Origin of the sequence: Pseudobutyrivibrio sp. YE44, assembly GCF_900104335.1 — a bacterium.
Taxonomy (GTDB): Bacteria; Bacillota; Clostridia; order Lachnospirales; family Lachnospiraceae; genus Pseudobutyrivibrio.
Genome location: NZ_FMXT01000001.1, coordinates 12,543 through 33,495, shown reverse-complemented (window position 1 = coordinate 33,495; position 20,953 = coordinate 12,543). Strand labels below are relative to the sequence as shown.

The following is a 20,953-nucleotide window of genomic DNA, read 5'->3' as shown; positions in this document are numbered from 1 at the left end:
CCTTAACTCCTTAGAATCCAATTATTTTGCCTTATTTATTCTTTGTCTTACCACTTCGTAGGCTAAAACGCCGCAAGCAACAGAAGCATTAAGAGAATCAATATCTCCAAACATAGGAATGCTTGCAATCATGTCACAGTTTTTCTTCACTAAGTCTGAAACACCATGACCTTCGTTACCAATCACTAGGCCAATAGAACCTGTAAGGTTAAGGTTGTACATTTCTGTGCCGCCCATATCTGCACATACAAACCACATTCCCTTTTCCTTAAGCTCTTCCATAGTCTTCGAGATGTTTGTCACCTTAGCTACAGGAGTATAGTTGATAGCTCCTGCTGATGCCTTAGCTACAGTAGCTGTAAGGCCTACCGCTCTATGCTTTGGTATAACCACACCATGTGCACCAGCCTGGTTAGCTGTACGGATGATTGCACCAAGATTATGTGGATCTTCAATATTATCAAGGATGATGATAAATGGATCCTCACCCTTTTCTTCAGCCTTTGCAAGAATATCTTCAAGCTCAGCGTATTCATAGCTTGCAGCATAAGCGATAACCCCCTGGTGCTTTCCAGTCTCTGAAAGCTGATCAAGACGTTCCTTCTTAACAAAGCTTATAACAGTATCCTTGCTTTTCTTAGCTTCACGAAGAATGGTCTGGATTGGGCCATCCTTGCAACCATCTAGCACAAACAATCTGTCTATTGTTTTACCTGAGCGAAAAGCTTCAAGTACTGCATTTCTTCCTTCTACAATTCTACTTTCTTCCATAATTTTCTGAATCCTACGCTGGTTACGCACACAATTATTACCAGCTTACTCTTTCTAAATCAATAAACAAACTACATGTTGTATCAGCTTAAATGCCACTAAATATTACGATTCTAGTCGAGAATATCTAGCTGTAAGGCCTCGATGCCACGGTTTACCAGATCGCAGATGCGATCCATATCTCCAGTGAGATAAAGGTATCCCATAACAGCTTCAAAGCCTGTGGCTTCTAAGTAATCCATTGTGGTTGCATTCTTCGCCTTTGTATGAGGTTTGGAATTGCGGCCACGACGATACCAATCAGCCTCTTCTTCTGTAAATTCATCCATGAGTGCCGCCGCCATCTTAGCCTGAGTAGGGGCCTTTACAACGGAGCTTGTTCTCTGGTGAAGCTTGTTTACAGCTGTATTTCCTTTATTTACAAGGATAGAACGAATCACCACATCAAATATTGCATCACCAATATATGCAAGAGTCAGTGGTGAATAGGTTCTTATATCCTTTGGTTCAATATCAAATTTGCTATTTAAATAATCATTTAAACTAGCTTCCATACTACTCCTTCACGAGTATCTTTTATCTCTACACCCTTAGCCAAAAGCTCGTCACGGATTGCATCTGCTGTTGCAAAATCCCTAGCTTTTTTAGCCTCTGCACGACGAGCAATAGCATCGTTAATGTATGCCTCAAGCTCTGAATCAACAGCTGTACCTGCCTCTGAAAGAGACTTAGCATGACCAATCAAATCAAGCGAAAGAACTCTGTCAAAGCTTTCTACAAGAGCAAGCTTTGTAGCATCATTAGTATCTGCCTTAAGCGCGTCATAAAGAATTGTAACAGCCATAGATGTGTTAAGATCATTTGATACAGCCTCGCAGAACTTGTTCTCATATTCTGACTTAACAGCCTCATCAACAGCACCTTCAGCCTTAAGCTCTGAAACACGCTTTACAAGCTTGTTGTAAGCAGCTGCTGCATTATCAAGATTCTCGTATGAGAATACAAGTGGCTTACGATAGTGTGACTGTAAGCAGAAGAATCTGTATACAAGTGGGTCATAACCCTTTTCCTTTAAAAGTGAAACAGTAAGGATAGCGCCCTTTGACTTTGACATCTTTCCTGACTGATCATTGAGATGATTGCTGTGGAACCAGTAGTTGCACCACTTATGTCCAAGGTAAGCTTCTGACTGAGCCACCTCATTTGTGTGATGTGGGAAGATGTTATCAACTCCGCCACAGTGAATATCCATATACTCTCCAAGATGCTTCATAGAAATGCATGAGCACTCAATATGCCATCCTGGATAACCAACGCCCCATGGGCTATCCCATTTAAGAGCCTGGTCTTCAAACTTAGACTTTGTAAACCAAAGAACGAAGTCTGTCTTGTTCTTTTTATTTGCATCCTCTTCTACATCGTCACGAACACCAACCTCAAGGGCCTCCTTCTCAACTGATGATGAGAAGATGTAGTAATCCTCAAGCTTGCTTGTGTCAAAGTAAACATTGCCACCTGCAACATATGCGTAACCCTTTTCAAGAAGAACCTCTACCATGTGAATGAACTCTGGAATGCAATTTGTTGCTGGTTCAACCACATCAGGACGCTTGTTGCCAACAGCATCAAAATCTGCAAAGAAAGCATCTGTATAGAACTTTGCAATCTCCATAACGGTTTTGTGCTCACGCTTTGCACCTGCCACCATCTTATCTTCACCTGTATCGGCATCTGATGAAAGGTGACCAACGTCTGTAATGTTCATAACACGCTTTACATCATAACCAGCATACTCAAGAGCCTTGATAAGGACATCTTGCATGATGTATGTGCGGATGTTTCCGATATGGGCGAAATGGTAAACTGTAGGGCCGCAAGTGTACATTGCAACCTTGCCTTCTTCCCTTGAGTGAAATTCTTCAACTGTTCTACTTAAAGTATTATAAAATTTAAAACTCATTACTAAACTCCTACAAATACTCTTTATTTTTTTATTTAACTAACTAGTTTCAAAAATTGTTACACATAATATCTTCTCGCTATTTACGAGCGCAGCCGCCACAAGTCTCGCAGCTTCGTCCGCTATCAAATACTACGTTGCTTCCGTCATAAAACTCGTAGAGTAAACAGACTGCCTGTGCGCTGATGCCCTCTTCACGTCCTGTGAAGCCAAGATGTTCCTCTGTAGTTGCTTTTATGTTCACCTGATCAACATCGATGCCAAGACACTTAGCAACGTTTTCTTCCATCTGCTCAATAAATGGACGAAGCTTTGGCTTTTGAGCGATAACTGTTGCGTCAACATTTCCAACCACATAACCCTTGTCCATAACAAGCTCACGAACCTGTTCCAAAAGCTTCATGGAATCAGCTCCCTTGTACTTAGGATCTGTATCTGGAAAATGAGCGCCAATGTCTTTAAGCCCTGCTGCTCCAAGAACTGCATCTGCAATAGCATGTAAAAGTACATCTGCATCAGAGTGGCCAAGAAGACCAAGAGTATGGTCGATTTTTACACCGCCAATAATAAGGTCTCTACCCTCAACAAGCTTATGTACATCATAACCTGTTCCTATTCTCATATTATAATCTCCTAATGATTACTAGTCTTAGTAAAATCTAATAAATCAATTTATTATAATAGCAAAAAATAAGGCCAAGGGGAACCCTCGGCCTTGAAATTATTTCTTATTTACTGGTTTTCTTCTGTGTCATCTGTGTATACAGGACCTACATATGGATTATCCTCTGCTGGTTGCTGATTATTAATCTCCTCTCGCTCATTTGCAAGTTTTTCTTCAAGCTTCTTTTTTCTAATAGTTCTTCTCTTCTTTGTGATAATTAAAACAATAACAAGAATCACACCTGCAACAGCTAAGTATGGAAGAACATAAATTAAACCGATAATCAAAGCCTGAACTACTGCCAAGAAGCCAGCGATGGAATTCTTAAAGGCTTCAACGAATCTGTTCCATGCAGTGTCCTTCTTAACTTCTGTATAGGTTACAACCTCATCTAAATCGATGGTTACAGTGCAGTAATCAATTTTATCATCGTAAAGGCGAAGCTGAGCCTTATAGCTTTCTATATCATATGTGACGTTATTTATTCTATCCTCTATTTTAAGTAGTTCTTCCACTGTCTGAGCATTCTTTTCAAGCTCTAAAAGTCTATCAAGCTTAGTATTAAGAGTCTTTAGTCTTGTCTCAGCATCTACGTAGCTTGAAGTAATATCATCCACGTATTCGTTGCTAGACGTAACAGAACCAATATCACCTAAGCTATCCATAAATTCCTGATACTGTTTAGCTGGAACTCTTGCTGTATAGCTAGCTGTTCTTCCACCGTACTCAGCAGTGCCTGTAACAGAAGAATTCTCATAATAACCATTATAAGAACGAACAAGCTTCTTTAAAGCTTTAACATCATCATCAAATTTCTTGGTTTCAATATTTATATAGGATGTGTAGACAATCTTTCGACTGGTATCATACTCAGGCTCATCTGATTCTTTTGCCTGTGTATTTTCATCAGGTTCCACAACAGCCTCTTCTGTGGCTTCCTCATTACTAGCCTCTTTAGAATCAAATATTGAGGATTTCTTTGCACTTCCTACAGCAGCATTATCAGCCATTGGCGCTTCCATATCAGCAGAGCCTTCATAATCCTCTGTGTCCGCATAATAGCTTCCTAAAGATGCATCAAATCCACCACCGTCATAGCTATCAGTTGTTTCCATGGCGTAATCTGCAGTTGCACCTGACTTAGAGCCACCACAACCAACAACCACCAATGATACCGATAATAAAACAGCCAATAAACAAACTATTTTCTTTTTCATGATATACCTCCCGTTTCTCGGATAATAATATTAAAAGCTGTAATTTAAACTTCTGTCTTATTGCTTTCTAACATATATACAAACGGTACCTATAAAATGTTGCATCTTTTTAAAATAAATTTTTTATTTATAAATCTGCGAACAAAAACCTGGGCCCAGGCAAAAGCCTGAGCCCGTGAAAGGAGGATATATAAAATGTTACAAGAGAAAAAAATCACTTTATTACAAGTCTCTTTGCACCTTCAGCTGCAAGTGCACTTCGAACTGTTTCACTTTCGTCAAAGGTTATCTGTGCACAAAGACTTGATCCCTTCATTCTCTCAGCTGCAAAGGAAAGACCATTGTTCTTTCTATCCAACTTTGGAGAATCAATCTGATCCGGATCTCCTAGTAGTACAACTTTTGACCCTTTACCTGCACGTGTGATAATTTCAAGTATCTGACCGATGGTACAGTTTTGAGCTTCATCAACGATGATAAAAGAATTAACAAGAGAACGACCTCTCATATAAGCAAGAGAACATATCTCTATGATACCTGTATCAAACATATCTTCTATCTGAAGCTTAACCTGTTCCTTCTCCTCATTCTGCCCCTTCAAAAGAACCTGAAGGTTATCCATAAATGGAGCAATAAGAGGGGTCATCTTTTCCTCTAGATCACCTGGAAGGAAACCTAGGTCATTATCAGAAAGAGTGTTACTTCTAGTAATCATAATTCTGTCAAAGCCATTGTGATAATAGCCTTGAAGACCAGCTGCCAACGAAAGGAAGGTTTTAGCAGTACCAGCACTACCCTTTAAAATAACTAAAGGAAGTTCCTCTGGACTTGCAAGCAAAGCATATAGTGCAAAGCGTTGACCTACGTTTCTTGGTTGGCAATATGGAGTATAGTAATCTCTATCTTTTAATAGATGCCATCCATCCTCTTTGAAGGTATATAGTGCTGAATTGCTACCCTCACGGCAAATACCAAACTCATTTTCAATAAAGCCCTTATTAAATGGACTCTCTATATCTTCTGGAGTGATATCCCTACGCCCTGAATAGTTTTCATTATCGAGAATCATTTCGTTGTGATAACCTTGAACTACACAACCACACATTGTTGCATTGATTCTCATTGATATATCATTAGTAACAAGTATTGTTTCCAGCTCGCTCATCTTACCAATAGCAAGAACACCATTTATTATTCTGTTGTCAGGTCGATCTAGTGTAAATTCTGCTGGAACCAGCTTTTCAAATTCAGATTCTTTGGCAATTTTAAAAGTTCCGCCATTTGGCATCAGAACTCCATTAGCGTAATCCCCCTCAATAGACTCAATATTACGAATGGATTCTCTGGCACCATAGCCCACCTCTGCATACGCAGTCTTCTTAGAATCCAATTCCTGAAGTGTCGTAGTGGTAATGATTACGTTGTTATCATCAAAACCGAAAATAGCACTTGGGCAATGGATAAGGATGTTAGTGTCGAGTACGTAATTTTTCTTCATAGGGGTCACGCTCCTTTTACCTATTAAATTTTCCACTTCTCGAGTGGTTCTTGTAAACGAGAACTGCACCAGAGCTACAATAAAATGTAGTTGGTTTTTATAATTAAATTTTATCTTATTTGGCTTTTAAGTTCTACAATATTTTGTGGTTTTTTATGTAAATTGTGTGAAAAAAGCTCCCTATATTGTTATAATGACTAACATTTTACCATCATAACTATATAGGGAGCTAAACGCTTCAAAATACTTATATTATTTTCTCTAAAATAGACCACTAAAAAATTATAATTAAATGTGTCCCACCAATAATATTCCTGCCAATCCGTAGTAAGTAACTACAGCAACAAGATCGTTTACCGTAGTGATAAGTGGGCCAGAAGCAACCGCTGGATCCACCTTAATCTTGTGGAAGAAAATAGGAATAATAGTACCAATAAAACTTGATACAATCATTGCTATAAAAAGTGAGAAGCCAACAATTCCAGAGATTCTGAAAGCTGCAGCCCACACATACGCCTTAAAGCCGTGCAAATAAACTGCCACAAACACAAGGGCAAGCAAACCAAGAATCAAACCGTTGGTACCACCAACTCTCATTTCCTTAAGAACAAACTTCGCTTTCTCTACGCCAGAGATTTCCTCATCCATAAGCACACGAATTGTAACAGCTAGAGACTGTGTTCCGACGTTTCCTGCCATGTCCAAGATAAGAGACTGGAATACAACAACAATAGCAACCGATGCTACAACCTTATCAAAAATACCGATAACAGAGCTAGTAACCAATCCAAGACCTAGAAGTAAAAGAAGCCATGGAATACGCTTCTTAATACTCTCTGTAAGGGATTCATTTAAATCCTCCTCTGCAGTCAAACCAGCCAACCTAGCATAGTCTTCACCCATCTCATCATCCACAGCCTCAATGATATCCTGAGATGTGATAACACCAATAATCTCGCTTTCGGAATTAAGAACTGGGATTGAATCCTCAGCGTAATCCTTCAGCATTTCAATGGTGTCAGAGATAATAGCATCAGCTGCAACAGATGGATAGCTGTGACTGATAATGTCCCCCAATGGAGTCTCAGCTCTGGCCAAGATTAAATCTCTAAGTTCAATAGCACCAGCATATTTATTATCTTTATCTTCCACATAAATTGTGTTGATGTTGTCATTTTCCTGAGACTGAGAAATAAGGGCACGCATAGCCTGCTTAACTGAAAAGTTTTCTTTGATTACAATGAAGTTAGTAGTCATCATGCTACCAATTTCATTTTCATCGTAAGAATTAATCAGTCTGACATCGGCAGAAGCATCCTTATCCATGAGTTCGATGAGCTTTTCTCTTTGCTCCTCATCCTCAATGTCTTCCAAGGCGTCGACAGCATCGTCGGCATCCATGTTTTCAAGGACGTCGGCAGCCTGTTCAGGATTGAACTCTGCTAAATATTCACCTACATCTTCAATATAAGGAAAAATTTCAGAAAGACGCTCAGCACCCAAAATGCCAAATAAGCGCTGACGATCTTCAGGCTCAAGGGCCTCATAGGCTTCCGCAATATCATTTTCATGATAATCGTCCAAAGCCTCCACCATCTGTTCGGCATCTATATTAGAGCGTAATATGTCGATAATCTCTTGAAGCTTGTTGTCCTCTAATAAGTCCTTTGTTTCCATAGTTTCACATGAACTATAGGAATAAAAAAAGCGTCACCGGAAAGACTGTGACACTTAACAAACAAAACAACTAAAAGAAACTACCCTTTAGATATTTAAAAGAGCAGCTAAAATGCTAAGTTCATTAAATGCCTCGTCGCTAAATAATCGCCCGTGACTGTCTGATTTATCCATAGCTGCTCTCCTTTCATTAAATTGAATATATTATTTGAAATCCATAAAAAATTTAACACATAAAACCGCCCCTTGTAAACCCCATTTACGATTTTTCTACAAAGAATTATACCAACAATATCCGTTTCGTCCTCTCTCTTTAATTATATAGAGAGCTGTATCTGCACATCGTTTTAAAGTACCTAAATCCTCAGCATCATCTGGATATATAGCCAGTCCAGCACTAAAGGTTACGCCCCTTTCAGTTCCTTCGTCAGATTTCTTGAAATTAGGTAAAATTATACTGTTTATCTCTGCCTTTGCTCTATCAAGCTTTTCATTAACAGCCTCAACAGAATCCATCTTAATAATAGCTACAAACTCATCTCCACCAACTCTAAACAGCTTAGCATCATCACCTAAACTACGCTGCATAATACTAGCAAACTTTTCCAACAAAATGTCACCAGCATCATGTCCAAGGCCATCATTTATTTTCTTAAAGTAATCTACATCAAAGAAAATGAGGGCAGACTTGTCCCATGTATTAATGTATTTAATAGCCATATCCTCAAAGGCTCGTCTATTAAGCAAGCTGGTAAGAGGGTCATGCTTTGAAATATCCTCAAGCTTTTGCTTCTCATTTTTACTGATTTTCAAGATTACGAAAATCAATAGTACTACAATGCTTAAAAGTACTACCAGGAAGTTTAATACATAGTTTCTGAAGGAATTCATTGTATCTGAAAGAACACTACTTGGAATTCTAACAACCACATACCATCCAGGCATACTGTTAATTCTTGCAGAATAGCTGGCATAATAATCACCATCCACCTCGTAATGATTTCCAATCAGCTCCTTACCCTGTCTCATGCTCTCTATCCACTGAGAATGCTGTTCTCTACCATTCTCATCAAGCATCTGTCTTGTCAAAAAGCCATTAGCCCAACTTCCGTTAAGGCTTTCGTCGGAGCTATTACAATAAATCATATTCGCAGACTCAGAGTCCATAAACCATATTTCCAATGCCTTGGAAAAGACTTCTGTAGAGGCAACATTTTGCAAATCCTTAAATGGGGATGTTGCAAAAATCCATCCCTTCTTGGAATCGTTATAATTTACAACTACAAATCTTGTAACTACCAACTGACCTGTAATAGCATTTCTATACGGAACAGATAAAGATATAGGATTAGCCTCCTTTGCAGTCTTTATCAAATCCCATTTATCAAACTCCTCTTTTTCACTTTCAGTGGCATACACATTTCCCTTTGCATCTATGAATCCCATACTAATATAGTTTTCATTGTCCTTAATCACATTGTATATATCCTGTGGATCAGCAATATTTTCATCACTAATTACAGAAGCTATACCTATTACTGTCTCATTGGAAATCTCTATAGCATTATTAATCTTTTCAGATACTAAATTACAGATTTCACCTGATAATCTTTGATCGTGTTTCTCCATCAGATTATTGAAGGAAATAATAAGCACGCAAAAAGAAACCAAGAATATGCTGAAGCAAATCACAATGGTGATATATAAAGTTTTTCTATCCTTTGAAAGGAATAAACGGTCTTGCTTTCTCATATCATTCCTCAGTTCTCATTGGTTATTAGTAGTAAGACAACATTTGCTGTATATCTTCATTCTGATAATTAGAGTTATTAATCACAACTATTCCAGTATCATAATACTTTTGGCTTGGAGTGTTGCCTGCCAACATGTCCTTAGCGGTAACTACTGCTTTGTATCCCATATCAAACTGTCTTTGTACAACAGAAGATGCGGTATAATCCGAATCTATTATTAAGCTTTTAATCTCATCAGAGAAATCAAAACCCACTAACACTATATCTTTACGTTCCTTATTTGAAACCGCTTTTGCAATAGCCTGTGTAGGACCATTATTCGTGGCAAACAATCCAACTATATCTTTGTTATTTTCCAAGAAGATTTCTACCTTTTTTGCTCCAGTTGATGCATCATTATCCCATTCCAATATGTCATCACATATCTTCCATTTTTTAGGAGCATTTTCCACCCAATATTGGTAGAACCCCGCCAAGCGCTCATTAACGGTTTGGGAGCTGGAATTACCAGGCATTATGCCAATATATACTTCCTCGTCTTCTGTATGCCCCTTTTCCTTCAGCTGATTAACCATTTCCTCAGCAGCACTTTTTCCAGCCAAAATATTCTCTGTCATAAAGCAGGCATCAAACTTATCTGTGTTAACTATAGTATCAACTAAGACTACAGGAATATCTTGCTTCTTGGCTTCTTTGATACTTTTCACCAACTTAACCGAATCATTTGGCGCAAGAATAATGGCATCAGCGCCCTTTTCAATGGCTTCCTCAATAAGAACCTTTTGCCCCTTCCAATCAGAATCGTTATCAGTACCTGCCCAGAAAACATTGCAGCCTTCTGTAATTGCCGCAGACTTAACAGCCTTAGCAATTGACTGCCAATAGCTAGAGCTTACTACCTTAACAATCAGATATATATTTGGTCGTCCTTCTTCAATATCATTAAGGGCCGCAAACTCTGTAATAACTGATTCCTGTTCAGTGCTTTCTGCAACAAAAATCCCACCGCAGGCTGTAAGGTTGATACATATTAATATACTTAATAAAAAAGAAAAAAGTCTTTTCATCCTTAATCCTCATAGTAGCTACACAAATCTACTATAAGTATAGGTTGAAAAGACCTTTCATTCAACGAATTCGCAGAATATTCAAACTTTTATCAGACTTTTATCAGATTCTTTCTAACAAAGCTTCTCTACCATAGCTCTGTCAAAGGTAACTGTCTTTACTGAATCAACTTCAATTTGATATAAAGCGTTGGCTGCAAGGTGTTCTGCCGCCTGCTCAACGTTTCTGATTCCCGTTGAGATAACGAATTTCTCCATTACTGCATCAAGTCCATCCTCTGTAATCTGACACTCCTCAGGTGACATTCCCATACGCTTTAACACCTTAGGAAGAGAGAATCTTCTAAATATCTCTTTCTTCTCCTCAACTGTATAATCAGGAATGTCAATCACTGCAAAACGTGACATAAGCGGTGCAGATATATCAGCCTTTACATTGGCTGTAGCGATTGGGTAAACGCCCATAGTAGGAATCATACATTCCATATAATTATCGGTAAAACCAAGATTATCAAGAAGGGTTAATAACACGTCTGCAGGGTTACCATTTCCCTTTCCTGAATTGGCTTTATCAAGCTCATTTATGATAAATACAAGATTGCTAGTTCCAGAATTAGCAAAAGCTTCCATAATAATTCCCGGCTTTGCATTTGAATAGACTCTGGAGCTACCAGTAAGCTGCTCAGGGTCATTTATTGAACTCATATCAAGGGTTGTCCAAGGAAGCTTAAGAATTCGTGCTACTGCATATGCGATTTGAGATTTACCAACACCTGCAGGACCACAAAGAAGAAGACCGTAGCTTGGCAGTGTGTGGGTACGATTGACTTGGATGACTGTCTCCATGATTCTCTGCTTTACAGACTCTAAGCCGTATAGTTCTTCATCCAGAATTCGACGAGCCTCCACTGGATCGATTGCCTCGAAATAATCGCTTTTCCATTGAATGCCGGTCATTATAGAAAGAGCACGTTGTGCATGTCTTCTCTCTTCAATGGTAACCTCTGCTGACTTTGCTACAGCAAGATTTCGACGAGCCCAAAGGCGGATATTGTCAGGGAAAGTTCTTCCAGCGCAGGTAATAAAGTCTGTAATTGACTGGATGCTAGTAAGCTTCATGTCATCGCCATCTTCTGCATCCTCTTCATCAAGTTCCTCCTCAGAAGGTGCATTAGACGCAAAAAGGCGCTCCATCATAAACTGAAGGAAACCATCCTCTGAAGAAAGCTTGCCATTGCCCATGCCAGTCTCTCGAATTTTGTACACTGCGTAACCCTCAGCGGTGTTAGCGCCAGAAAGTCTCACAGGGATATGATTTTCTCCAAGCCAGCCAATAAGACTTGTAAATCTAGAATCAATTTGAAGAATATCCACAGAGACAACACCATTTTCCGATTCATACTCAAAGCTACTTCTACTGACTGGATTTGTGAAAGCTCCATTTGTATGATGGGCCATCTTCCCTGTCTTATCCTCAAGAATAAGGATTGGTTTTTCCGGTGTAGCAGCAGGCTCGTTAGATCTGAAGGTGGTGTAGGTTATAACAGCATCCTTCTTAGCATTATCATCATTAGCAAAATCAAATACTGGCATAGTCTCGTTCTCCCTTTATGACAATTATTTGTTTTTCATTCTAGCAGAACACTTTAGCGGAGTAAAGTCCTCCTAAGCTGCAATAAAAGAGGCAACCTGCAGCCAATGCAAGTTGCCCATATATTTATATTATAAATATTTCTTCTGTGTCGTGAATCCTCTACCTTTAACCTCAGAAACACGACTTACTATAATGAAGGCTTCTGGGTCGATTTCATGAACTAGCTTTTCTGCTTTTGCCAGCTCACGAGTGGATACAATTGACAAGCAAATCTCAGTGTCTTTGCCAAGATAACCAGTACGGCCATACATAACAGTAACACCGCGGTCTACATCCTGAAGGATGGAGCGTCTAATTTCATCACTCTTCTTGCTAACCACCTTAATCTGAGTTTTAGCCTTTCCGAGGATTAGAGTTTTATCCATGGTCATGGTATAGATTACCACGAGAATAATTCCATAAAGCACCAAATTTATATCTGTAAATAATGCCTGCACAGCAAGGATACAAATATCACAAGCCCACATTACTCTGGAAATTGATGTGCCAAAATATTTATTTAAAACAATAGGTGGGATATCCATTCCACCAGTGGATGCACCAGTACGAATTACAATTCCGAGGCTGACGCCAATAAGCAATCCTCCAAAAACAGTGCAAAGAACAATGTCATCAACTGGCTTGTAATGAGAAGCAATTATCTCGGCAATATGGATTTCAACTGGTAGACAAAATGTGGAAAGCAAAGTGTTAGCGGCGAATTTACGTCCCATTACACGCCATCCAACGAAGAATAAAACTGTATTTATTACAAAAACCGCATAGGATGTTTTTACGCCCCACATGTGGTGAATAAATAATGCCAATCCGGTGCCACCGCCAGTTATAAGCCCCGAAGGCTCAATAAAGAATGCCACGCCAACGGCATAAAAGAATAGTCCTACTACAACGATTAGCCCCGTTTTAATTATCTGTTTCATAGTGTCTCCAAACATTATTCTCTATTGTTACACAACGAGAATGATTGTACACCAACAGCGGACATTTGTCAGCACAGCACGGTAACGCGTTATCACATTAGCGCAATAAAGAGTCTAAATAAAAAAGAATCCCTGTTGTAAATACAGGGATTCTTATAAATCGAAATCTGCCACATCTTCATCAAGCTCAAACCATTCTGGCTGAAGATTTCCTTCTAAGCCTTGCCTAATGTGTTTCCAGTTTTTAAGAAACCAAACTGTCTGACCTGGATGCTTATATAACGAGAGCATCTGTGCCCCCTCGTATTTGTATGGATAAACCAAAGGAATTGCTGTTGGACGAGCTGTTGTAAAATAAATTACATGTCGATACAGCTGATTCTCCAAGGTATCTGGTGTCGCACAATAATAAATGTAATCACCAAAATCTGATCCATAAACGAATTCCATTTTGGATTGCTCTACTTCCATTGGCTCCATATCGACACAACAGAAATCATTTACTCTCAAGGATTTTACATCAATATCCTCTAACTCATTTTCTTTTTTTGCCTTTTCAACAGCCGCCTTCCACTTTTTAGCCTCAAGGGGACTCATTAAACCTGCAAAAAAACGATCCTCCTTCTCCTGCTTCTCAGATTCCTCCTCAGAAGCATTTGGATCCTTGCCGGTTTTCAACCAATAATTAATGGTGTTAAGATGCTTGTTTAACTCATTTATATGGGCTGCATAATGTTTATCCAGCTCAACCATATTATCCCATTTTTCTTGAAATGCCTCACGCGCTGCCGTCCTAGCATTTTTTCTTTTAAAATAAATGGGCATAGCAATTAACAAATTCAAGCTTATAAGTAAAACAATAATATTTACTGTAACCCAATCCATATATCAGCCCCCGATGCTAAAAGAAAAAAATTGAGCCAATCACTAAAGCGGCCAAGATAACTATCAATCCAGTATTAATGTACGCAAGGGCCATTAGTTTGCCCCATCTTTGATTATTGGCAGTTTCTATCTTTTCGCTTATTTCACCTGTAACTTTGTCTAACTGAGATTTAATCGGCGCTTCATAATCTAGGGAGCGTTGTAACTTGGACATTTTAACATCAATGCCCTTAAGCAAACGCTCATTTTTCACCTGTACCTCTGCCGCAAGAGCCTTAGATTCCTTGCTATTATCATATAGATAATCAAGAGCATCCTGCATGGAGTATAGCTCTTCCTGAAGACGACTAATCTCCTGGCGGATTGCATCTTCATCCATGCCTACATATCTGCGCCTAAAGATATCTCTACCTTTATATTCTCCCTGCATAACCTCTTCTCCCATGAGTTTTGCAAATTATGATGTCATGTTTATAAACTTATCTAAATTCTAACACTTTTATCTACATTTTGTATAGTAAATTAACAAAATTCCCACATATAGAAAACCACCATGTTGCATAATAGCCCCATGGTGGTATGTATGTAATTTAAGAAACAGAAAGGTTACAGAGTAAATCTTGCAACGAAATCCTGAAGCTCTTGTGCGTTGCCAGCTAACTTATCTGAAGCCTGTGCTACTTCATAAGATGAGGCAGTCTGCTCCTCAGAAGCAGCAGAAACGTTAGAAGTTTCATCAGCAACCTCAATACTCATCTGCTCAATCTCATGAATATTTCTAGCAATAGTCTCTGTTCCAGTAGACAACTGCTCTACAATAGAACTCATGGTATTTGACTCCTCAGAAATAGAGTTGACCATGGTTACAATATTATTAAAGGTTCCACCTGCCTCGTTAACGAGTTCTGAACCATTTACAACATTCTGAGCACCTTGACGCATAGCCTCAACGGCTTCCTCAGAGTTCTTAGTAATACCAGCAATAAGCTCAGTAATCTTTAAGGCTGCCTGATTTGATTCGTCAGCAAGCTTACTAATTTCACTAGCAACAACCGCAAAGCCTTTACCCATCTCACCAGCTCGAGCTGCTTCGATACTAGCATTTAATGAAAGGAGGTTTGTCTGGCTGGCAATCTCTGAAATTGTAACTACAAACTCATCAATGCTCTTAAGTCTTTCACCCAGCCCCTCAACAACCTGTGCAGTATTCTCAACAGATTCTCTAATGCTATCCATCATATCTGTTGCATTAGTCATATCTGCTGCACCATTTACAGCTGCCTCATTTGTAGACTTAATCATCTCAGTTGTACGAGAAATAGCTTCTTGGAAGTTTTCCATATTTGTAACGAAGGAATCTGTCTCGTTACTTGCACCAGTAACAGCATTAATCTGACCAGAGCAAGAATTTGCAACGTTTGTACAAGAAGTAGCAACCATTTCTGATGCTTCTGCTGACTGGGATGCAGATGCTGAAAGCTCTTCAGATGCAGCCGCAACTGAACTGGTTGTATCTGAAATCTCTAACATCAAATCTCTAATGTTTTTATGCATCAAATCAAGAGCTTGTGAAATAGAACCAATTTCGTTATTTCTATTTACAAGTGTACGAACTTCAGCAATCTCATCATTTTCGGTGAAGTCACTATTTGACATTCTTACTATTTGACTAGCTGCAATCTTAATAGGTTTTGTAATCTTGTCGCCAAAGAATAACGCAACAAATACCCCGGCTACAATCAAAATAATAAGGATTACAATTGTAGTGATAATATTCTGCTGCAATGCCTTACTTGCTTCTGCTTCATATTCTGCAGAAAGAGTATCAATATAATCAACCCATACACCAGTACCCATTACCCAATCAAATGGCTCATAGTACGCTGTATAGTTAATCTTTGGAAGTGGTTCGGTCTCATTTGGCTTTGCAAACATAAGATTAGTGTAACCACCGCCGTCTTGCATACCATTATGAATCATGTCCTGAATGAAATAGTTACCATCAGGATCTACAGAATCCCATCTAGACTGTCCTTCTGTATCACGTCCCAAAAGAACAACGTTTATACCTTCGGAAGTATCAACCCAGAAATATCCAGAACCATCATTATATTTCAGCTCACGAATGATATCTGCGGCCTCTTTCATTGCCTCATCCTTTGTCATCTCGCCAGCCTCATATCTAGCATTCATAACCTCACATATACTCATTGCTTCCTGAGTCTCATTTTTTAACTCACTCTTTATATCTTCAAGAAGTCTGCTTGAATATGCCTCGGTCTGAGTTGAATTAGTATTTAATGTACTAATGATTGTAAATACAGAAATAATAACTGCAGTAAGTACTACTGCCGCTAAAATAACTGCAATCAAAACAGTTTTTAACGAACCCCTCTTTTGTTCCATGTGGTCGTACCTCCTATTAAATGATGCATTATACACGTTACACTTCCGGATGTACCTAATATACCATGATTTTTCAGACATTTTTTTGATTTCACAGACATTTCATCAAAAATTACGTTTCCTTAAAAAATTCGAATACGCCCACAAAAATAGAGAGCCCGCAGGCTCTCTAAAGGAAAAAACTATATATATTTTTTATAAATCATAATAATCGTCATAGACAACTACGCTAACAACTGGCGAATCCCATGCAGAATTTTTTATTGAGGCATTTCCTCTCTTGTAAATATCCTCTCTAATAGAGTCTTCATCAATAATGAATTCGCTGCAACAGCTTGACTTGTAAGTGAATGTGTTTGTTGAATCAGTATCTACATCGGCTTTTAAATCGCCCATCATACATTCAATTACAACACCATTTTCTAGTACAAGATCAATATACTGACCAGGCTCGGTATCAAATCGGCTTCCAACAGCAATCAAATATCTGTCATCCAACTTCATGAAACCATCTGAATCTGGGGATGCCAAATCATTAATCTCTCCAGCATCGCCATAAGTAATCTTGCTTGAACGCTCAATTGTTTTTCCACCATTGTAGCTAACAGTATTTCCCGATTCAGGATTTACAAAACTACTTGGTACGTCATATACAGTTTCTTCGATTTCTTCTTCGACTTCAGGCCCTGATAGTGCTGTAGCTTCTTCGTCGATAACAACGCTAGCACCTTCTAATTCACTAGGTGCTGCTGTATTTTCAGCTGTGTTTACCTCTTGAATAATCTGTTCTTCGGTCCCAATTTGCATAGCATAAGTTCTAATGTAACAGAGGCAAAATAATAAAATTAAAAATGATGTGATTATAAAGAAACTACAGGCCAGCTGGCCCGATCGAATGTCATTTGAATCAAATCTTTTCATTCTTTTCTATCCTCTCTTTCCGAAAGTCCGCATTTTAGCAAAAAAAATAACAACTAGCAACGGCTAATTGTTATTTTTGTGGTATTTTTTTCGAAATTTTGAAAATAGGGTTAAATTCTAAATATCCATATGTTGTCTACAAGATACTCCATTTTTCTTCAGGTCAGAGTCCAAGTAATCATAAGAATTTGGCTCCACTTTTATTAGGTTCATAGCCTGTGGCAACTTCTTCATAGCCTCCACTGGAATCTTCTTATGCTCCATCAATTTCAAGTACTCATCTGAAAAAGGTTCTACCATAACGGCTGTGCCCTGCACCTGCAAACTCTTCAGATTTCCAAACCCACCATATGGTTCAAAAATCGCTAGTCCAACATTCTTATTCTCTTTTAATCCTCTGAACTTCAATCCTCCTTCAGAGAAAAAATAAAAACAACTATCCACATAGTTATATTCTATGGGTGTATTGCGAACCATATCAGCTGAAGCTGTAGCAAGAGCACATGTATTGTGTGAACTGATGAATTCCTCAATCTTTTCTTTTAAAGCTGCTGGCTCCATATGGACAGAGTTGCAATCAACCTCTATCCAGTGTGATGCTGCTGCATCATAATCTGGTTGGTACATTATGTTATTCCCCCTTTAATTTTCTTCACAACCATAATTATAGTCTACTTTTTATTTATAATCTTCAGACACATCAAAAAATGAGCGCACACCAACTATATAATCATCATAAGCAGTCTCTGCATCCTTTCCATGAAAAACTGTGCATAGTCCACACATATCACAATCCGCAATACAAGGGAAACGACGTTTTATAAAATCTCTCCGCTCTTCAACTGTAGACTTATTGATATCTGGTGCATCTCTCATAAATCACCTACTTAATCTGCCTGTCTTGACGGTAGACAGACATATAATCCTGGTTGATGTCACTAATTTCACGCTTGCCATCAATATAATCCTGATATATATCCCACGGACTTCCACCGCCAAGCCAGCATGATGAACAGTTTTCACAACCGCCACCACAATCAAGAGAGGCTTTTATGATTTCCTCTCGTTCCTCTTTGGTTGTATCTTTGATAAGAATGGATTTCATAGGCACCGCCTTTCTCAAACTATGTGCCAATCATTAAAATCATTGTACCATTAAATGTATAAAAAGTCCCACTAGTGCTGCGGGGATTATTGCAAATACTAATCCTGGGAAAATGCACCCCTTTAGATGGAACCACTTTTGATGATAAGCCTCATCCATGTGCTCTGTCCCCTCTAGTCTAAACTTCTTCATATTCGCAAATAACACCCAGTCCAAAAAGAAGGTATCATAGGCTCCAATCCATACCATGAGCCCAAAGGCAATTCCAAATCCCTGCCAAAATGTAGCGGCACCTGCAACCTTCGCACAGATTGTAAGAATAACTGTGAACACCAATATACCGCAAGATTTTGCAAGAACCACATTCTTAGATTTATAGGATACATCCACCTTCTCATGGGTCTTGAAGTACTCCTCTTGAATATCAGGAGGATAATTGTGAATACATTCTGGACGATACATCCTATCACCACGATATAATGTGAAAAGTATCGTAGTAAAAATCGTCGCAAATATTATTGCTTCAATTACAAATACAAACCAGCTCATGTTTTCTCTCCCCATAAGATTAATGCTTATGTTTGTGTAAATAGAAATGTTGCCAAATTAATGCTGCAACCAATAAAGCAATTGAAAGAATCTGTATAAGCGTCATAGTAAACACCTCCTACTCTTCTACCTCTACACTTATTATATCGCCAAAAGTTAGTTATGTCTAACTTTTTGTTTTAAAAAAAGAGACTGATGATAATCAGTCTCAATAACGCCTCTATCTACATTATTCCCCCATATATTTCTCAAATCTAAACATCCCATCTGGGAACTGGTCGTCTATATCCATATGCTCGACCTCAGGGTCATTTGGGTCTGGATGAAATTTATTGTAAAACTCCACTATATGAAACCCGCATCGATTCACATAGAAATGGATGTTTCGAGTCTCGAAATATGGTGTCACCGTCTCCCAGACCTTCACCTCGGAATGAAGCTTTTCCACCTGGCACCAAGCAGCATATCCCACACCTTTACTATGTTCTTTAGGGGATGTGAAGAGAATATCTAAATCGCCTCTATCGCCTTCAGCTCTAATTATGACACCACCTACTGGCTTACCATCTTCCATGATGCGATAGGCCTCTCCACCATCTATGGATTGCTCAATAGTCTTCCGCGAAATGATTTGTTCACCGTCTTCAAAGTGATCATCTCTACGGCCGAACTCTTCTAAGGCTCCATAGTTGAACGCCTCCTGGTTGTCTAATATAAATTGCTCACGGTCATCTGGTGACAGTGGGGTTAATGTAATCGCCATAATCTTCTCTCCTTCAATGTTGTCATTATAACCACTAAAGTTTTATATATCCGCTAAATCCAACACTTTTATCCCATTCTGAATCAGAAGTTCTGCGAACACTCCATGACCATCAATCAACTTCCCAGTGAAACTTCCATCGTAAATTTGCTTCACACCGCAAGAAGGACTTCGCGACTGAAGTATAACTAAATCAACATTCTCATCAAGTGCTTTCTGCAAACAAACCTGTGCTCCCTTTCTGAATTCCTTATCCTTACTTTCTCCATTTTTATTAGTGACAACTCCATTCACGATCTCGCAAGGAATTCTTGGTGTTGGAAGACCTCCTGCCACCTCTGGACAAACAGGAATAATCTCATGCCCCTCTATATACTTGGCAACCTTATCACTGTAGTTGTTTCCACCATTATATTTGCAATTCTGCCCAAGCAGACAGGCACTAACCATAATCTTCATTATATAAACTCTTCCACCTTGCTTCTAATAATGTTAATTATATCTGAATCTATTTTGACAACCTCATCCTCAACCTTTTCTTTAACAGGCCAGAAACGATCAGGTACAGTAAAATCAAAGGCTGTTAAAAAATCAGCACTTGGTAGCTTCCCAGTAATAACCTTTGTAAGTACCATCGCAATCAAATAATCACCTGTTGCCGATGCATGCTCACCATCCCTGAAATAAAGTTCAATATCAGATGTGTTAAGAATTTTGCTCCACACCTCTCCAATTGGTGCAAGTGAAACATTTAACTTATCTGCAAGACTTCTGTATCTACGATTCATTTCAATCTGATTCTCTGGTTTCACCTTTTCAGCCCAAGTCTCAAAAATAATAGGTGATGTACCAACTTGGTTACAAAGCTCCACTATCCTTGTAGCATATTTAATTGTATCCTCCTCAGATCCCATAGGATGTGCCTGTTCCTGGATTACACAGTAGTCATAGTTTCCATGAAGAATATTAAATCTCTCAGAAAAATACTCCTCTTCCATATGCCACTTCAAGGATCTACCAGAATACGCAAGCATAAAAACTTCGCAAGCCTCTCCTGTAGCATCCTCAATCATAAGTCTGGTAAGCTCAGGCATGTCGTTCATGTAAGTGTGACTGTTACCTATAAATAAGATTTTCATTGT

At 38.8% G+C, this 20,953-nt stretch carries 22 protein-coding genes; all 22 read right to left on the bottom strand.

Annotated elements, in window-relative coordinates:
- Positions 1-21: 21 nt before the first annotated feature.
- Positions 22-771: a 23S rRNA (guanosine(2251)-2'-O)-methyltransferase RlmB gene (gene rlmB / locus BLR54_RS00190; protein WP_090416212.1), complete on the bottom strand. Its 750-nt coding sequence runs from the start codon at positions 769-771 to the stop codon at positions 22-24.
- 113 nt (positions 772-884) lie between these two features.
- Complete coding sequence (locus BLR54_RS00185) at positions 885-1,325, bottom strand: Mini-ribonuclease 3 (RefSeq protein ID WP_090416211.1); 441 nt, start codon at positions 1,323-1,325, stop codon at positions 885-887.
- The gene (gene cysS, locus BLR54_RS00180; protein WP_090416210.1) at positions 1,310-2,731 is read right to left on the bottom strand and encodes a cysteine--tRNA ligase; all 1,422 of its coding nucleotides are present in this window, start codon (positions 2,729-2,731) and stop codon (positions 1,310-1,312) included. Before cysS ends, BLR54_RS00185 begins: the two co-directional genes overlap by 16 nt.
- Positions 2,732-2,810: 79 nt before the next feature.
- Positions 2,811-3,353, bottom strand: coding sequence for a 2-C-methyl-D-erythritol 2,4-cyclodiphosphate synthase (gene ispF, locus BLR54_RS00175; RefSeq protein ID WP_090416209.1), 543 nt, complete (start codon positions 3,351-3,353; stop codon positions 2,811-2,813).
- 110 nt (positions 3,354-3,463) lie between these two features.
- A complete protein-coding gene (locus BLR54_RS00170; protein WP_090416208.1) occupies positions 3,464-4,612 on the bottom strand; it encodes a DUF4349 domain-containing protein in 1,149 nt (382 codons plus the stop codon).
- Positions 4,613-4,826: 214 nt separating this feature from the next.
- A complete protein-coding gene (locus BLR54_RS00165; protein ID WP_090416207.1) occupies positions 4,827-6,110 on the bottom strand; it encodes a PhoH family protein in 1,284 nt (427 codons plus the stop codon).
- 288 nt (positions 6,111-6,398) lie between these two features.
- Complete coding sequence (gene mgtE, locus BLR54_RS00160; protein WP_090416206.1) at positions 6,399-7,787, bottom strand: magnesium transporter; 1,389 nt, start codon at positions 7,785-7,787, stop codon at positions 6,399-6,401.
- A 270-nt stretch (positions 7,788-8,057) separates the two neighbouring features.
- The gene (locus tag BLR54_RS00155) at positions 8,058-9,539 is read right to left on the bottom strand and encodes a sensor domain-containing diguanylate cyclase (protein ID WP_090416205.1); all 1,482 of its coding nucleotides are present in this window, start codon (positions 9,537-9,539) and stop codon (positions 8,058-8,060) included.
- 25 nt (positions 9,540-9,564) lie between these two features.
- On the bottom strand, positions 9,565-10,608 hold the full coding sequence (locus BLR54_RS00150; protein WP_090416204.1) for an ABC transporter substrate-binding protein: 1,044 nt from the start codon (positions 10,606-10,608) through the stop codon (positions 9,565-9,567).
- A 114-nt stretch (positions 10,609-10,722) separates the two neighbouring features.
- Positions 10,723-12,201 (bottom strand): AAA family ATPase, encoded by a 1,479-nt coding sequence (locus BLR54_RS00145; RefSeq protein WP_090416203.1) that lies wholly within the window; start codon positions 12,199-12,201, stop codon positions 10,723-10,725.
- Positions 12,202-12,330: 129 nt separating this feature from the next.
- Positions 12,331-13,182, bottom strand: a complete 852-nt coding sequence (locus tag BLR54_RS00140; RefSeq protein WP_090416202.1) for a YitT family protein — start codon at positions 13,180-13,182, stop codon at positions 12,331-12,333.
- Between the two features lie 153 nt (positions 13,183-13,335).
- On the bottom strand, positions 13,336-14,067 hold the full coding sequence (locus tag BLR54_RS00135) for a hypothetical protein (RefSeq protein ID WP_090416201.1): 732 nt from the start codon (positions 14,065-14,067) through the stop codon (positions 13,336-13,338).
- Positions 14,068-14,083: 16 nt separating this feature from the next.
- Positions 14,084-14,497, bottom strand: a complete 414-nt coding sequence (locus BLR54_RS00130; RefSeq protein WP_090416200.1) for a hypothetical protein — start codon at positions 14,495-14,497, stop codon at positions 14,084-14,086.
- Between the two features lie 176 nt (positions 14,498-14,673).
- Positions 14,674-16,473, bottom strand: coding sequence for a methyl-accepting chemotaxis protein (locus BLR54_RS00125; RefSeq protein WP_090416199.1), 1,800 nt, complete (start codon positions 16,471-16,473; stop codon positions 14,674-14,676).
- 195 nt (positions 16,474-16,668) lie between these two features.
- Positions 16,669-17,280, bottom strand: coding sequence for a hypothetical protein (locus BLR54_RS00120; protein ID WP_143008383.1), 612 nt, complete (start codon positions 17,278-17,280; stop codon positions 16,669-16,671).
- Positions 17,281-17,511: 231 nt separating this feature from the next.
- Positions 17,512-18,021 (bottom strand): pyridoxamine 5'-phosphate oxidase family protein, encoded by a 510-nt coding sequence (locus tag BLR54_RS00115; protein WP_090416197.1) that lies wholly within the window; start codon positions 18,019-18,021, stop codon positions 17,512-17,514.
- Positions 18,022-18,072: 51 nt separating this feature from the next.
- Positions 18,073-18,270 carry a hypothetical protein gene (locus tag BLR54_RS00110; RefSeq protein ID WP_090416196.1) on the bottom strand — a complete coding sequence of 66 codons (198 nt, stop codon included), beginning with the start codon at positions 18,268-18,270 and terminating at the stop codon, positions 18,073-18,075.
- Between the two features lie 7 nt (positions 18,271-18,277).
- Complete coding sequence (locus tag BLR54_RS00105; protein WP_090416195.1) at positions 18,278-18,499, bottom strand: hypothetical protein; 222 nt, start codon at positions 18,497-18,499, stop codon at positions 18,278-18,280.
- Between the two features lie 39 nt (positions 18,500-18,538).
- Positions 18,539-19,048: a hypothetical protein gene (locus tag BLR54_RS00100; protein WP_090416194.1), complete on the bottom strand. Its 510-nt coding sequence runs from the start codon at positions 19,046-19,048 to the stop codon at positions 18,539-18,541.
- A gap of 229 nt (positions 19,049-19,277) precedes the next feature.
- Positions 19,278-19,811 carry a GNAT family N-acetyltransferase gene (locus BLR54_RS00095; RefSeq protein WP_090416193.1) on the bottom strand — a complete coding sequence of 178 codons (534 nt, stop codon included), beginning with the start codon at positions 19,809-19,811 and terminating at the stop codon, positions 19,278-19,280.
- 42 nt (positions 19,812-19,853) lie between these two features.
- Complete coding sequence (locus tag BLR54_RS00090; protein WP_090416192.1) at positions 19,854-20,270, bottom strand: 2-thiouracil desulfurase family protein; 417 nt, start codon at positions 20,268-20,270, stop codon at positions 19,854-19,856.
- Entirely contained in the window at positions 20,270-20,950 is a 681-nt protein-coding gene (locus tag BLR54_RS00085; protein WP_090416191.1) for a hypothetical protein, read from the bottom strand. Before BLR54_RS00085 ends, BLR54_RS00090 begins: the two co-directional genes overlap by 1 nt.
- Positions 20,951-20,953 lie beyond the last annotated feature (3 nt).